Source organism: Mesorhizobium sp. WSM4821, from assembly GCF_055901555.1.
In genome coordinates, this window is the sequence record NZ_CM148371.1 from 3,514,767 (window position 1) to 3,528,081 (window position 13,315).

At 64.0% G+C, this 13,315-nt stretch carries 13 protein-coding genes; 3 read left to right on the plus strand and 10 right to left on the minus strand.

All coding sequences use genetic code 11. The features are described from left to right. Nucleotides 1-192: 192 nt before the first annotated feature. The 3 genes from AC0NID_RS16930 to AC0NID_RS16940 form a co-directional block, all read right to left on the minus strand. The gene (locus AC0NID_RS16930) at nucleotides 193-2,175 is read right to left on the minus strand and encodes an acyltransferase family protein (protein ID WP_473453481.1); all 1,983 of its coding nucleotides are present in this window, start codon (nucleotides 2,173-2,175) and stop codon (nucleotides 193-195) included. 293 nt (nucleotides 2,176-2,468) lie between these two features. Continuing rightward, nucleotides 2,469-2,831: an SPW repeat protein gene (locus tag AC0NID_RS16935; RefSeq protein ID WP_473453479.1), complete on the minus strand. Its 363-nt coding sequence runs from the start codon at nucleotides 2,829-2,831 to the stop codon at nucleotides 2,469-2,471. Nucleotides 2,832-3,027: 196 nt separating this feature from the next. Beyond that, nucleotides 3,028-3,249 carry an alkylphosphonate utilization protein gene (locus AC0NID_RS16940; protein WP_473453477.1) on the minus strand — a complete coding sequence of 74 codons (222 nt, stop codon included), beginning with the start codon at nucleotides 3,247-3,249 and terminating at the stop codon, nucleotides 3,028-3,030. A 175-nt stretch (nucleotides 3,250-3,424) separates the two neighbouring features. Here AC0NID_RS16940 and AC0NID_RS16945 point away from each other — a divergent pair, with 175 nt between their 5' ends. Then, the gene (locus AC0NID_RS16945; protein WP_473453475.1) at nucleotides 3,425-3,775 is read left to right on the plus strand and encodes a cupin domain-containing protein; all 351 of its coding nucleotides are present in this window, start codon (nucleotides 3,425-3,427) and stop codon (nucleotides 3,773-3,775) included. A gap of 146 nt (nucleotides 3,776-3,921) precedes the next feature. On the opposite strand, the gene AC0NID_RS16950 is transcribed toward AC0NID_RS16945, so the two are convergent. Both AC0NID_RS16950 and AC0NID_RS16955 read right to left on the minus strand, forming a co-directional pair. Next, nucleotides 3,922-4,152, minus strand: coding sequence for a hypothetical protein (locus AC0NID_RS16950; RefSeq protein WP_473453473.1), 231 nt, complete (start codon nucleotides 4,150-4,152; stop codon nucleotides 3,922-3,924). Nucleotides 4,153-4,385: 233 nt separating this feature from the next. Beyond that, a complete protein-coding gene (locus AC0NID_RS16955; RefSeq protein ID WP_473453471.1) occupies nucleotides 4,386-4,589 on the minus strand; it encodes a hypothetical protein in 204 nt (67 codons plus the stop codon). Between the two features lie 369 nt (nucleotides 4,590-4,958). Between AC0NID_RS16955 and AC0NID_RS16960 the strand changes: the two genes are divergently transcribed. Then, nucleotides 4,959-5,897 (plus strand): hypothetical protein, encoded by a 939-nt coding sequence (locus AC0NID_RS16960; protein ID WP_473453469.1) that lies wholly within the window; start codon nucleotides 4,959-4,961, stop codon nucleotides 5,895-5,897. Nucleotides 5,898-6,097: 200 nt separating this feature from the next. Then, the gene (locus AC0NID_RS16965) at nucleotides 6,098-8,089 is read left to right on the plus strand and encodes an AI-2E family transporter (protein WP_473453467.1); all 1,992 of its coding nucleotides are present in this window, start codon (nucleotides 6,098-6,100) and stop codon (nucleotides 8,087-8,089) included. A gap of 15 nt (nucleotides 8,090-8,104) precedes the next feature. Here the strand turns inward: AC0NID_RS16965 and AC0NID_RS16970 are convergent, their stop codons facing one another. Genes AC0NID_RS16970 through AC0NID_RS16990 form a run of 5 tightly spaced genes read right to left on the minus strand, consistent with a single transcriptional unit; the run spans nucleotide 8,105 to nucleotide 13,302 of the window. Beyond that, nucleotides 8,105-9,034 (minus strand): phosphatidate cytidylyltransferase, encoded by a 930-nt coding sequence (locus AC0NID_RS16970; protein ID WP_473454031.1) that lies wholly within the window; start codon nucleotides 9,032-9,034, stop codon nucleotides 8,105-8,107. An 11-nt stretch (nucleotides 9,035-9,045) separates the two neighbouring features. Next, entirely contained in the window at nucleotides 9,046-9,708 is a 663-nt protein-coding gene (locus AC0NID_RS16975; RefSeq protein WP_473453466.1) for a lysophospholipid acyltransferase family protein, read from the minus strand. Between the two features lie 8 nt (nucleotides 9,709-9,716). After that, a complete protein-coding gene (locus tag AC0NID_RS16980; RefSeq protein WP_473453464.1) occupies nucleotides 9,717-10,145 on the minus strand; it encodes a hypothetical protein in 429 nt (142 codons plus the stop codon). Next, nucleotides 10,142-11,509, minus strand: coding sequence for a phosphatase PAP2/dual specificity phosphatase family protein (locus AC0NID_RS16985; protein ID WP_473453462.1), 1,368 nt, complete (start codon nucleotides 11,507-11,509; stop codon nucleotides 10,142-10,144). Before AC0NID_RS16985 ends, AC0NID_RS16980 begins: the two co-directional genes overlap by 4 nt. Nucleotides 11,510-11,511: 2 nt before the next feature. After that, nucleotides 11,512-13,302 (minus strand): bifunctional alpha/beta hydrolase/class I SAM-dependent methyltransferase, encoded by a 1,791-nt coding sequence (locus AC0NID_RS16990; protein WP_473453460.1) that lies wholly within the window; start codon nucleotides 13,300-13,302, stop codon nucleotides 11,512-11,514. Nucleotides 13,303-13,315: the final 13 nt, after the last annotated feature.

Below are 13,315 nucleotides of genomic sequence, written 5' to 3' on the forward strand. Positions count from 1 at the left end.
CCCGGGCTGGTGCGAATGGCGTGGCGAATTCGCAAATCACTTGGAAGAGCGCGAATTTCGATTTCAAAGCCACTACAACAGTCTGCGTGAGATCATCAACAGGAGCCGTCAGCTGCCGACGGCAAGGGCGCCGATCGAGCTGCTCGAGGCGCTGGACGACGAAGACCTGCCTGAGCGGCAGTCGCCTCCCGCCTACTTCACGGCGGTGGTCACCCTGTTCGAGAACAACGCGCGCTCGATCGGCGGCTCCAGCGATTGCGCAAAGGGCGTCGCCATGTGGTGGCGATCGCGGTAGGCCAGCTTGCCGTCGATGAAGACATGGCAGGTCTTGGCATCGCAGAACCGGTCGGTCATATCGATATAGGTCGCGCTGGGGATGGTGCGCACGATGTCGCGCTCCACCGCGGCAACGGCGTCGTTGGCGGCGTCGGTTCGCGGCGCGTCGCATACCGACGGCGGCTCTCCCTGCCACAGCGCGCGGGCCACGCAAGTGTCGACAAACCTGTCGTTGAAGGGTACATCGCGAATGAAGGCGACTTTCAGCCCGGCCTGGCTGAACGCCTCCAGTGTTGCGCGCAGGCCGGCCTGCCAGTCCTGGTCCTGGCTGTCGGGCACCTTTACGTCGGGCGACAGTTTGTGCGAGCTGGTCAGCGAGATTTCCGAGATCACCACCAGGCTCGGGCGCAGGGCGATGATCTCCTTGATCGACTGCTCGCGCCATTGATCGCACTCGGTGTAGTCGCGCTTCAGCTTCGAGCTCCAGACCGTCAGCCGCGAGGCCCGGCAGGCGGATTTGAGCCAGGTGACGACCTTGTAGTCGTTCTTCTTCGCCGCCTCGATCAGCGGCGTCGACCAGTGGTCGGCATGCGAATCACCGAACAGCGCGATCGAGCGCTCGGCATTCTTGTCGCCGAACTCGCAGGCCTTCGGCGTGACGGTCTCGTAGTCGAGAACGCAGCCGACCTTGGCGCGCGCGGTGGAGGGTTGTGCGGCAGTCTCGGCAATGATGCGTTGTGAGGGGTCGAGATCGTGCACGGCAAGGCGCGCGTTGGCGTAGGTCGCCACCACGCCGGCGCCGGTCAGCATCGCGGCGGGGATGAGCGCGCGCGCCGCGTTCGCCATCAGCCAGACGTTGCGGCGGATCGGGTTCTCGATGAGATTATAGGTGAAGATGGACAGCGCCAGCGTCAATGCCCCGCAGGCAAGCCGCCCGGGCCAGGAGAGGTCGGGAACCATCATCGTCGCATAGACGATGACCGGCCAGTGCCAGAGGTAGAGCGAGTAGGAAAGTTTCCCCACCCATTGCAAGGGCGACAGCGACAGCACGCTGATTGGTAGGTTCTGCGCCGCGCTCCGGCTTGCACCGCTGCCGCTGAGCAACACCAGCACGGTGCCGGCGACCGGCACCAGCGCAATCACCCCGGGGAAGGGGGAATCCTCGCTCACCATGAGATAGGAGCCGGCGATCAGCGCCAGGCCCAGACATGACTGCGCTGCGCTGAGTCGCGGCCGGTCCCGCCAGAATCTTGCCGGGGCCATCGTCGCCAACCCGCCGGCGGCGAATTCCCAGGCCCTGAGCGGCGAGAAATAGAAGGCCCAGGGCTGCGACACGGTGGTGAGCCAGGCGCAGACGGCGAATGACACCACGCCGGCGAGGCCGACCACCAGGATTGCCGCGCGCTTGCCCGGACGCAGCCATGCCGCCAGCAGAAGCAGCGCCGGCCATACGAGATAGAACTGCTCCTCGACCGAGAGCGACCAGAAATGAATGAAGGGATTGTTCGCCGCATCGGGGGCAAAATAGTCGAACGACCAGCGGATCAGCCAGAAATTGATCGCATAGGCCGACGCGTACATGGCGCCTCTCGAATAGAGCGACTGTTCGTCCGGCGACAGGATGAAGTAACCGGCGACAAGCGTCGCGAAGATGACGAACAGCGAGGCCGGCAACAGGCGCCTGGCGCGCCTTGCGTAGAACCGCCACAGGTTCAGCCTGCCGTCCTCGGCGATCTCCCGCAGCAGCTGGCCGGTGATCAGATAGCCGGAGATGACAAAGAAGATGTCGACGCCGGTGAAGCCACCCGGCAGGTCCGACAGGCCGAAATGGAACGCGACGACGCCCGACACCGCCAGCGCACGCAGCCCCTCGATATCAGGCCGGAATGATGCTGACACGGCGAAACCTCGTGTAGATCGTTGGAAAAGAGCCCACCCGCTGCGAAGACTCAACGCGATGCGTCAATATTGCAAAGCAACAAATCTAACGCAGTGCAACATAAGTGGAAATTCACGGAGTTCCGCCCCGGCGTTTACATCAGTAAGCGCTGCGTTCGCGCAGGCATCCGAACGCGCGGCGGCCGATTTTCGGCACAGCAATGATTAGCCCGGCTAGCGGGCTGCGCACCGATCTCAGACTTTAGAGGAGCCTGCCGCTCGCGCGCCGGGCTCCTCCCCTAAATTGTCACCGATCACGCATGCGCTGGCGGATGATGACGGTAGTCCCAGACTGCCCAGGCCGATGCTGCGACCACCAGCACGCCGAGGACCACATGGGTCCCCATCGCGTGGACGTTCGCCATAAAGCCGAGCAGCCAGGGCGAAACGATCAGCCAAAGCCCGACAACAAGGTTCACCCACTCTTCCCATTCGGCGAATGCCGAAAGCGTGGCGAGAGCCAGGGCGCCGAGCACGATGCCGGCAATCCAGGCGTTCCACGCAGGATAAGTTTCAGCAGCGAAGCCGATGATCCAGGGTGAGATGAACAGGCAGATCGCAAGGACAAGATTGATCCAATCCTGGCCTTTCTTTCCTTCCATCATTTTAATTGCCATGACAACCTCCACAGATGAAGCTTGACCAAAGCACGACGTTTCGCGTGCACCGCACGCTTAGTTATTGATATAGTTGCGTTTCAATGGCCTTCAAGAGACCCGCCCCGGCGCCGGGCGTGGCGTCGGTTCTGCGCGGAACCAATGGCAGCGCCAGGCTGGGGCAGCGAGAGGACGCAGGCATCCGCCCCTCGGGCGGTCACGCCTTTTTCAGGAACTCGGTTTTCAGCACCAGACCCTTCACCTGCTTGGTGTTGCACTCGATCTCGCCGGCATTGCCGGTGAGACGAATGTTCTTCACCAGCGTGCCGCGCTTGATCGTTTCCGACGTGCCCTTGACCTTCAAATCCTTGATCAGGGTCACGGAATCGCCCTCGTTCAGCTCAATGCCGTTGCTGTCTCTTACGATCGCGTCTGTCATGTCGGGTCTTTCATTGGAGCCGGACACCGGACTATCCGGTGGATGGCGGCAAGGTCAAGCGTGGCGGCACGCCCCAAATCACGCCATCGTCTCCTCGTGAAACTGGCGGGCACCTGCGTTTGCAGATGCTTCGGCTATAGGCCGGCAGCCGACACAGTTCAAACGGAGCCCGACCATGACAGAGAAGACCATCCTCAAATTCGGCGCGGTCGAAAACGCCGAGGCGGGCGATCTCGCGGGCTGGGTTGTGGTCGACGGTAGCCCGACCATGAAGACCGCCGTCCAGCACACCAGCGCGGATGGCAAGGTCATATCGGGAACCTGGCAGGCCACCCCCGGCACCTACCACGCAACCTACAGCGACTATGAATTCGTGCACATGATATCAGGCCGCATCATCATCACGCCCGATGGCGGCACGCCTGTCGAAGTCGGTCCGGGCGATGCCTTCGTGGTTGAAGCCGATTTCAAGGGAACGTGGAAGATCATTGAGCCGGTGACGAAGCACGTCGTCAGGATCGACTGAGCCGGAAGCGAACTGGTCAGTCCCATCGGGGCCTGACGCGCCGCCGCCAAGCATGTTGATCCCCGGGGCCCATCGATCCCGGGCACCGCAAGCGTGGTGCGGTCGAACAAAAGATAGAGCCCCATCAATTAGGGAAGGACGAGACTCTAGAAGTTGAAATAGATCGCCGGCGGATACGGACTGGACACGTTCTTGTCGGCTGGCGCCGCCATCAGACCAGACGACGCGTTAATCCCGCCCGTAGGCTTGTTGTCGAGCAACGAACGGCTTTTCTCTGCTTTGGCTGCTTTCGCATCGGTGACAACGGCTTTCGTTTTAGCCTCGACGGTTTGCGACAGTGCGAGGACAGCGAAAAGCACAGACAGCGCGAGTTTCATGACGGTGTCCCTCCTTAGGTTAACGTAAGGTTAACACTGTCCGCCAGGTCGAGCGCGGCGGCTGTGTGGAACGGCGTGGAATTCTGCGGAAATTCCATGGAACTGGGCTTGTGGAAGAGCGCAGGCTGCAGGGAGGGGCAGCCGAATCACGCGGCCGAGGCCTGGAGTGGGAGGCCAGACATCTGGTCGCGCTTGGCCGCTCAATGTCGCGGCCAGCGCTGATGTGGTGAAGGTCAGTTCTTGAAGCCGGTCGAGTCGACCAGGGCGACCTGCTTGCCGTCGATGTAAAAGCGTATCACGTGCGCGTCGCCGTCGACTTCAATGCGTGTGGGTTGGATGGCCGGCGAGGCAGAAGCCTGGTTTTCATATGTCGCTGCCGCGCGCGAGCCGGCAGCAGCTCGCGACGGTCCGTCCGGCCCGAAGGTCAGCAGCAGCAATGCAGCGGATCCAGCCGCAATCGCGGTTAGGGGGAGTTTGGGAGGGGCAATCCAGGACATAGAACTATTCCTTCCTTGGTGAGGCGGCGGTTCGTCTGCGGCCGGAGAGCCCGATTTCGCGATTGCTCAATCGGCCGTGCCACGACCGCGACAAAGGAAGGGATTGCGTATTCAAGCCCAGATAGTGCGAGTTTTATGACGGTTACCCCTACCCTCCGCGACCTTAGCGCCGCCCGCTGGGGCGAAAAGGGCAGGCGCGTGGAACGGTGTGGAATTCTCCGGAATTCCTGGAATATTAGCTTATGGAAAAATACGACGGCAACTGCTGGCACGTGTTATGCTTCTGGCGGGCATAAAGGGGCGGGTGGGATGGCACAGCATATCGCGCAGAAGTTACGGCTGACTGCGGCCCTGCTGGGAACCGTCACCCGCAAAGACCTTGCGGCGGCGTTCCGGAGCGTCAATCCGAAGACGGCGTTCGATCTCGGCCGTGCCGACAAATGGCTGCAGGGCCGTGCCCAGCCACGCGAGCTCAGCGTCTACGACGATTGGGCGAAGCTTCTTAAGCTGGACCAGCCCGGCCCATGGATCGCCGAGAGCGACCTGCCAGGCTTCACGGCGGCGGTCTGCGCCCGGCACGGCATCGAGAGGGCGGAACTGGAACGTCGCGCCGGTGCACATTTCGAGACGGCCTCCGGGCATGAGGAGCGAAGCGCTGGATTAGCCCTCGCCGGAACCTACGCATGCTATTCGCGCGCCTTGTCGTCCTATCATCGCGGCCAACTGATCAGGGGCAGCCTGTCGATAGCGACCGGGCCGGGTGCACATGGCCTGACCGCGGCCTATCGCGAGGTATTGCCGACCGGGCAACTGCTGGTCGGCGGGCCAGTGACGCCGGCAAAACGCGGCCTCTATGCGCTTCTGAAGGAAACCGGCGGCGATGCCCATTTCTTCCTCTGTCTGTTCCCGCAGTCGCGGCCGGGGAGCGTGCTTGGCGGCTACATGTGCGGCGGCGCCATCATCGGTCCGGAGCCGCAGCCATCCCTGACCAGGATCCTGATCATCCGCTTACGCGATCCGGCGCCCCAGGCATGGGGCGGATATCTGCCGCCCGACGGGTCGATCGCCAGGGACTTGGCTTCGCTTGGCCTGACGCTCGAGCAGCCGGAAGCGGTCGACCGGCAGCTGGCGCAATTCCTCGCCGGAGACAGCAGGGACGGCGGCGCCAGCCAGATCCCGCCGGCCGAATTTCGGGGCATTCTCGACGTGTTCGACCGCCATTGGCTAAGCCATTCCGGCCAAGCCTGACCTCGTCTTCCGCCTCCGCGGAACCCGATCACCATGTCAGTTGTTGTGTCCGGCGATCAAAGCGACCCTCCGGCTATCCGGTTGGGCCGCCAGGCGCCGCTTTTGCCGCTTGCGTCTTCGAACTCGCCTGCGCGAAGAAGCGAAAGTTGCACGCCGGCTCAACATGCCTGATCATGGCTCTGGCAGGGCGGAGGTATCAAGTGGCGGCCAATCGTCGAAACGGCATGCACCCCGCCGAGGCTGGGATGATGGGCATTGTTTCCTCCGCCAGAACTCTTCCGCGCATGTCATTGCCCACCATCGCAACTGTCGTGGCAGCGGTCGCGGCCCTGTATTTCGGGCGCGAGGTTTTTCTGCCGATCGCCATCGCTCTGCTGCTTACCTTCGCGCTCGCGCCCATGGTTTCGGCACTCAAACGAATCGGCATTCCGCGTCTTCCTGCCGTCATCGCCAGCGTGCTGGGCGCATTCACGGTCCTTGCGCTGTTCTCCTTCATTGTCGCAACGCAGGTCAGCGAACTGGCGCAGAATATCCCGCTTTACCAGTCGAATATCCTGACCAAGGTCCGATCCCTGAAGGAGACCGGCATCGGCGGAGGCATCATTGCCAGGCTGAGCGGGGTGATCGAAAGCGTTGGCCAGGAACTCGACAGGCAGGAAGCCTCACCACCCGCCGCAGATCAGCCACGGCGCGAGCCGGTGCCTGTCGAGATCATCGCGCGAGAAAGGCCGCTCCAGGTTCTCCAGAACCTGATCGGGCCGCTGATCAGCCCGCTGGCATCGGCCGGCCTGATCATCGTCGTCGTCATCTTCATGCTGCTCGAGCGCGAGGACCTGCGCGATCGTTTCATACGCCTCGTCGGCTACGGCGATCTACATCGGACCACCGAGGCGCTCCAGGAAGCGGGCAAGCGGGTCGGCCGATATCTGCTGATGCAATTGGTTGTGAACATCGTTTATGCCGTGCCGATTGCATTCGGGCTTTGGGTTCTCGGCATACCCAATGCACTGCTGTGGGGATTGCTGGCGCTGGCGCTGCGCTTTGTTCCTTATATCGGTCCGATCATTGGTGCGCTGCTGCCTCTGTTCCTGGCGCTTGCCGTGGCTCCCGGCTGGTCGCTCGTGCTGTGGACCGCCGGGCTGTTCGTGGCCATGGAAATGATAACCGGCAACGTCGTCGAACCGTGGCTTTACGGTTCACGAACGGGGCTTTCACCATTGGCCATCATCGTTGCGGCTATCTTTTGGACCTGGCTTTGGGGTCCTCTGGGCTTGGTTCTGTCGACGCCGCTCACTGTCTGTCTCGTCGTGCTCGGCAGGCACGTGCCGCAGTTCGAATTCCTCGATGTTCTGTTCGGCAACGAACCCGTTCTCGAACCCCACGCCCGGCTCTACCAACGGCTGCTTGCCGGCGATCCGGAGGAAGCCACAGATCACGCCGAGGAGATCCTGGAGGAAAAATATCTGTTCGAATTCTATGACAAGGTCGCCATTCCGGCACTTCTGCTCGGTGAACAGGATCGCGTGCGAGGTGTCATGACCGATGAGCAGAGACGGCAGGTGGCGGCCAGTGCGCAGACGCTGGTGGCGAACCTCGACGACAGCGCACAGGAGGAAGCGCAAGAGGATGATGATCCGGCTGCGGCCGAGCCTGCCACAGCGGACAAGGAAAAGCGGGATCAAGGGGAGGGCGAGGACGACACCGAACTGCCGGACGGCACCGATATGTCGGTGCTTTGTGCCGGCGGCCGCGGGGAACTCGATGATGCCGTCGCCGCCATGCTGGCGCAGGTGCTCGAAGTCCAGGGGGCGACGGTCTCGAAGGCGAGCTTTGCCGACATGGAACCGGCGAACATTCGCCGGCTCGAGTTCGACGCTGTCGACACGGTGGTGGCCGGATTCCTGAACCGGGACTCCGTCAAACACGCCCGTTTCCTGATTCGTCGGCTGAAACGCGCCAAGCCGGCGCTGCGGGTCGGCATCGTGTTCTGGTCGGAGGACGACGACGATAAGGAGACAGCCGTCAAATTGGCCAATGACATCAACGCCGATTTTGTGGCGTATGGCATGGTCGATGCCGTTCTGGGCGCGTTGTCGAGCGATCCGCCGGTCGTCCTGAAGGTCGCTGCCAAGCGCCGCATGCGCCGCCGGCCGCGCCCTGCCAAGAAAGCGCCGCTCGCCGCCGCCGGCTGAGACCGTAATTCGTTCTCAGGTCCAGAAGTAGCGCACGGTGTGGAAGAAAACCGGGGCGGCAAAGACCAGGCTGTCGGCGCGGTCCATCATCCCGCCATGGCCGTCGATCAGATGGCCCCAGTCCTTCACCCCCTGGTCGCGCTTGATGGCGGAGGCGACCAGCCCGCCGAGGAATCCCATCAGGCAGGCGATGAAGGCAACGCCCGCCGCTTGGAGCGGCGAAAAAGGCGTTAGGAACGACAGCAGCGCGCCGAGCAGGCTCGACGTGGCCAGCCCGCCGACCAGTCCCTCCCAGGTTTTCGACGGCGAAACCTTGGGCGACATCAGGTGCCTGCCGAACAGCTTGCCGAAGATGTATTGCAGCACGTCGCTGCCTTGAACGGTGATGATCAGGAAAGCGATCAGCAACAAATTGCGGCCCTCGAAGCCGGGCACGTCGAGCGTCAGCAGCGCCGGCACATGACTGACGCAATAGACCGAGATCATGACAGCCCATTGCTGCGCCGAGACGCGCTCCAGAAAGCGCTCGGTGTCGCCGTGAAGCGCGGTGATCGCCGGCATCAGCAGGAAGCAGTAGACCGGAATGAAGATTGTGAAGAGGCCGTACCATGCGGTCCACACCAGCCAGTACTGGAACGGGATGATGATGCCGAACATGCCGAGCAGCACCCAATGGTCGCTGCGTCTGCTGTGCGTCAAAGTCACGAATTCGCGCAGCGCCGCAAACGAGATCAGCGCGAACAGGATCGTCATGCCGGGGCGACCGAAGAAGAAGGCGACGGTGATCGCCAGGACCATCACCCACCAGGCGTTGACGCGCTGGTTGAGGTTGATCAGCGTCGAGGGCAGCGGCTTCGGCGCGCGCCACGACAGAATGCCGGCGACCAGGCTTGCCGTTATCAGCACCGCAGTGAGTCCGACAATCAGAATGAGGATTTCGCGCATTGGCATGTTGTCTAGTCGTCCCTTTGCGGGCGGGGGTTGAGCGCAAGCAGCGTCTGGCGGGCGCGGTCGAGAAAGGCGCGTCGTTCCTCACCCGGTGCAAGGGCGATCGGCGCGCCGAAGATGACGCGGCAGAGCAGCGGCACCGGCACGAACTGACCCTTGGGCAACACGCGCGACATGTTCTCAATCCAGCACGGGATGAGTTCGACGTCGGGCCGCGCCATCGACAGGTTGTAGAGGCCGGAGCGGAACGGCAGCAGCGGCGCGTCGGTCATGTTACGCGTGCCTTCGGGGAAAATGATCAGCGAATGACCTTTGTCGAGAACCGACAGCATGATCACGATCGGATTCTGCGCCTCGTCGGTCCACTGCCGGTGGATGAGCACGGAGGACAGCATGTCCTGCGCGATGAAACGGCGCAGCCGCGATTTCCCCCAATAATCGGCGGCGGCGACGGCATGGGTGCGGGCGCGCTCCTTCTCGTCGAGGCAGGCCGACAACAGGATGAAGTCGCCGTGGCTGGCATGGTTGGCGAAGTAGATACGCTGCCGGTCCGACGGCTGGCTGCCGTTCCAGATCGGCCGCACGCCGGTCACCGCCCAGGCCAGCGCCGACAGGCCGACCGAGGTGACGGTCTGCAGCAGGGTGAAGCTGCGGGTGCCAAGCTTGCTCATTGTCCGGCTCAAAAAGACAAGGCGACGGCGGATGCCGCCACAAACAGGCCGAGCGCGATGCGTTGTTTCATCAGCAGGCGCCGCGTGCCCGCGATGCGCCGGTCAAGCGAACGAATGCCGGCAGTGGCCGGTTTTACGCGCATGCGCGCCAGCACGTCGTCGACCGAGGCACCGCCAGCGGCCTCGCTGATATGGCTCGCCATCAGCCAGAACAGCAGCGCGTCGAACACGAGCAAAGCCGAGACAGCGATGGTGATCACGCCGCTCGCTGCCGCGACCAGCCAGGCCGCCGCCGCAAGCGTCGTAGCCTGTGGCTGCGTTGCCACGGCAATGACCGGTGCAGCCGCCAAGACGGCGAGCACCAGCAGCAGCGGCCACACCGCCTGTGTCATCAGGCTGGCGGCGAATGTTTCGGCCCTGTCCCGATTGGCACTCATGCCGGCTCGTCCACCGCGATCGCAAGATGCACCGGCCGGCCCGATGCCGCGAGCCGCTTGTGCGCGTGCGCCGGTGTCGGCGAGCGGCCGCTGGCAACCAGCCACTCGGCGACGACGCCGGCGCTGCGCTGGAAGCCGAGCGCGCAGCAGACCAGCACGGCGCCGTGACCGCGCGCGTCCTCGATCATCGCCACAGCCTCGGCAAGCCTGCCCCGAGGCGGCGGCAAGAGGTCGAGCATGGCAAGACTGGTCCAGTTTCTGGTGACGCCGCGCGGCCGCTCCAGCTCGCCGGCAAGATCGATCACCGTGCCGAAAGCATCGGCCTCGGCGGCGGTGGGAAAGCGGCCGAGGAAGACGCCGTCGGCAACCGCGATCTGTGCTGGCAGCTTACGCGTCCATGCCCATATGTTGACTTTCGCGCCAAGCCGGTAGGGCAGCAGCAGAACACGGCTGGCCAGCGAGACGCTGCCGTCGTCCGCCTTCTGGAACACCTTGGCTCCGGCCCCGGCATAGGCGAAGGCGACGATGGCCAAAGCCAGCGCCGGCCACAGCAGAATGAGCCACAGCGCCGAGGCGAACGCGCCGGCCACGGCGCCGGCCAACGCAAGCGCGGCGCCAAGCGCGTAGAACAGCACCAGCCGCCTGGCCTTGGCGTCGGCGGTCAACCGGAAACCGGCGAACGGTAATTCGCCGTCGCGCGGAAACAGCCACAGGGCGAAGAAGCCGAGCAGCGCGCCGGTCGGGATATCGATGACGTGGTGCTGCCATGTCGTCAGCACCGAGGCGCCGATCAGAAAACACCAGGCATGCCAGACGATGCCGGCCATTCCCTTGAGGCGATAGCGCCAGTGATCCCAGATGATGACCAGCAGCGCGATGTGCAGCGACGGCGCCTGGTTGAACGGCTTGTCGAAGCCGCCGAGCACCGCGAACATGAAGCCCGGCAGGCCTGATGTTTGCGGCTGCGTGAAGGTCACCGTCAGCGGGAACAGGATGAAGCAGGCGACGGCGATGATCTGCGCGGTGAGATACCGGCCGGCGAGGCGGTCGACGCCGCTTTTCGTATCGTTCAGCAGCAGCGACAGGCCGTAGAACAGGTTGATCGACCAGTAGGGCACGATCGTCCAGGCGATGAACGGGATGGCGCGCTCCCAGGCGAAGACGATGCTGCCGACATCGTCGCGCCGGGACGCCAGCCAGTTGGCGAAGCCGTAGGTCGAATAGAAGAACGGCGCCAGAAACGCCAGCCACAACGCCGCCCGCAGCACCACGCCGGCATAGCGCGCGCGGGCAGGGGCAGTCCCGTGACGAGAAGGCCCGTGGGAAGGAGCGGCAGCGGCGGGGCCGGGGGCAGGCGAGGCCATGCTCAGACGCGCCGCGCGACCGAAACGGTGAAGATGCCCCATTGATCGATGCGCTGGTCGAGCTTCTCGAAGCCGGCCGCTGTCACCAGCTGGTCCATCTCGCCTTGCGTGCGCCGGCGCATCACCCAGGCCTGGCCACCGCGGTGCGAGGTCAGGCTGCGCGCGATCATCTCGAGCTGCGGATGCCAGGGCTGGTTGGTGTAGAGAAGCAGGCTGCCGGGCTGCATCGCCTTGGCCAGCCCACCCAGCGAGCGGGCGATCATGGCGTTGTCGGCAAACAATTCGTAAAGCCCGGAGACGACGGCGAGATCCGGCGCCGGCTCCAGCCCGGCAAGCATTTCGGCGTCGAAGGCGTCGGCCTGATGGAACGAGACGCTGGTCGACAGATGCCGTTCGGCAATCAGCTTGCGTCCGAGCGAAACGTTGAGTTCGGAGAAATCCTGCAGCCGCACGCTGGCCGGCGGCTGAGCGCATTTGGCGACGGCGTCGAGCACGTAGCGGCCATGGCCGGCGGCGATATCGACGATATGGACCGGCCGGCCGTCGGACTTCAACGTCTCGGTGGCGCTGCCGATCAGCTCTTCCAGATTGAGCTTGCGCTGGCGGATGCCGCGCCAGCCGATGGCGTCGAGAAAGGTGCGGTCGATCGTGCGACCAAGCGGACCGGTGCCCCGCGCCTCGTTCTCATAGACATAATCGAGCGTCGAGCCGGAATCGAAGCCGGTGGCAACCCCCGTCTTCATGCCCGACGACAGCCATGCGCCCATGCGGATCGAGGCGCGGCTCATGGCCCAGTAGAGGCCCTTCGGCGACAGCAGGGCGAGCGGCGACGCCAGCCGGTCGGCCTCGTCGCGCGTGTAGCCGGCGCGATCGGCTTTGGTCAGGTCGACCGGCTTCTCCGGCGCCGTGAACTGTCTTTCGAGGAACGGCCGGATCAGGTCGAGCGCCTGGCTGCGGTCGCGCTCGCCCAGCGTATCGTGGAAGAATCCGGGCAGCACATGCCGCTCCTTGGCGGGGCTGGCGAGATTGACGAAGAACTCGTGCTGCGGACCATGCCGCACCACCCAGTCGCTGCCCGAGATCAGGACTTGCGTCGGCACGGTGATGGCGCGCGCGTCCGATACGATGCGCGCGGCGTGGTCGTAGAGCTCGACCAGGATGTTGGAGGCGATCGGCCGCGTGATCAGCGGATCGGCCTCAAAGGAGGCGATGCGCTCGGGGTCGTGCGTCAGGAACTTGGCCTTGACGTAGGAATTGACGAAGAAGCGGCCCTTGATCTTCTGCCACAGCGCAATGCCCTGCTTGGCGAACGGCACGTAGAGCTTGACCGAGAAGGCCGGCGAGGCCAGCACCAAAGCGCGAATCCGCGGGGCATAATCATGCACCCAGGCGGCGGCGAGCACGGCGCCGAAGGATTGCGCGATCAGCGCGATGTCGCGCTGGCCGAACCCGTCTCTGCCGATCTCGCGCACAAAACAATCGATGTCGCGCACCAGCGCCGCAAAGGAGGGCGCGTAGCCGCGCTCGCCGGCCGAGCGGCCATTGCCGCGCGCGTCCCAGGCGTAGAAGGCCTGGCCGGGCATATCGAGTTCGTCGACCAGATGGGCCATGCGGCCGCCATGCTCGTGGCCGCGATGAAACAGCAGGACCGCGCCCTTGCGGCTTTCCGACAGCGCAGGCCAGTAGCGGTAGAAGATCTCGGTGCCGTCATGGCTCTTGAAGCTGCGCTCCTGCGCCACTCGCTTGAGACTTGCCACGGCCGCGGCGGCGGCAATCGTCTGTTCGTGAAGCATGTTGTTCCCCTGG

What these genes read in the sequence shown, in the direction of transcription:
- AC0NID_RS16935 (WP_473453479.1), bottom strand. Translation starts at nt 2,831, where the DNA reads ATGGCAATTAAAATGATGGAAGGAAAGAAAGGCCAGGATTGGATCAAT.
- AC0NID_RS16940 (WP_473453477.1), bottom strand. Translation starts at nt 3,249, where the DNA reads ATGACAGACGCGATCGTAAGAGACAGCAACGGCATTGAGCTGAACGAG.
- AC0NID_RS16945 (WP_473453475.1), top strand. Translation starts at nt 3,425, where the DNA reads ATGACAGAGAAGACCATCCTCAAATTCGGCGCGGTCGAAAACGCCGAG.
- AC0NID_RS16950 (WP_473453473.1), bottom strand. Translation starts at nt 4,152, where the DNA reads ATGAAACTCGCGCTGTCTGTGCTTTTCGCTGTCCTCGCACTGTCGCAA.
- AC0NID_RS16960 (WP_473453469.1), top strand. Translation starts at nt 4,959, where the DNA reads ATGGCACAGCATATCGCGCAGAAGTTACGGCTGACTGCGGCCCTGCTG.
- AC0NID_RS16970 (WP_473454031.1), bottom strand. Translation starts at nt 9,034, where the DNA reads ATGCGCGAAATCCTCATTCTGATTGTCGGACTCACTGCGGTGCTGATA.
- AC0NID_RS16975 (WP_473453466.1), bottom strand. Translation starts at nt 9,708, where the DNA reads ATGAGCAAGCTTGGCACCCGCAGCTTCACCCTGCTGCAGACCGTCACC.
- AC0NID_RS16980 (WP_473453464.1), bottom strand. Translation starts at nt 10,145, where the DNA reads ATGAGTGCCAATCGGGACAGGGCCGAAACATTCGCCGCCAGCCTGATG.
- AC0NID_RS16985 (WP_473453462.1), bottom strand. Translation starts at nt 11,509, where the DNA reads ATGGCCTCGCCTGCCCCCGGCCCCGCCGCTGCCGCTCCTTCCCACGGG.
- AC0NID_RS16990 (WP_473453460.1), bottom strand. Translation starts at nt 13,302, where the DNA reads ATGCTTCACGAACAGACGATTGCCGCCGCCGCGGCCGTGGCAAGTCTC.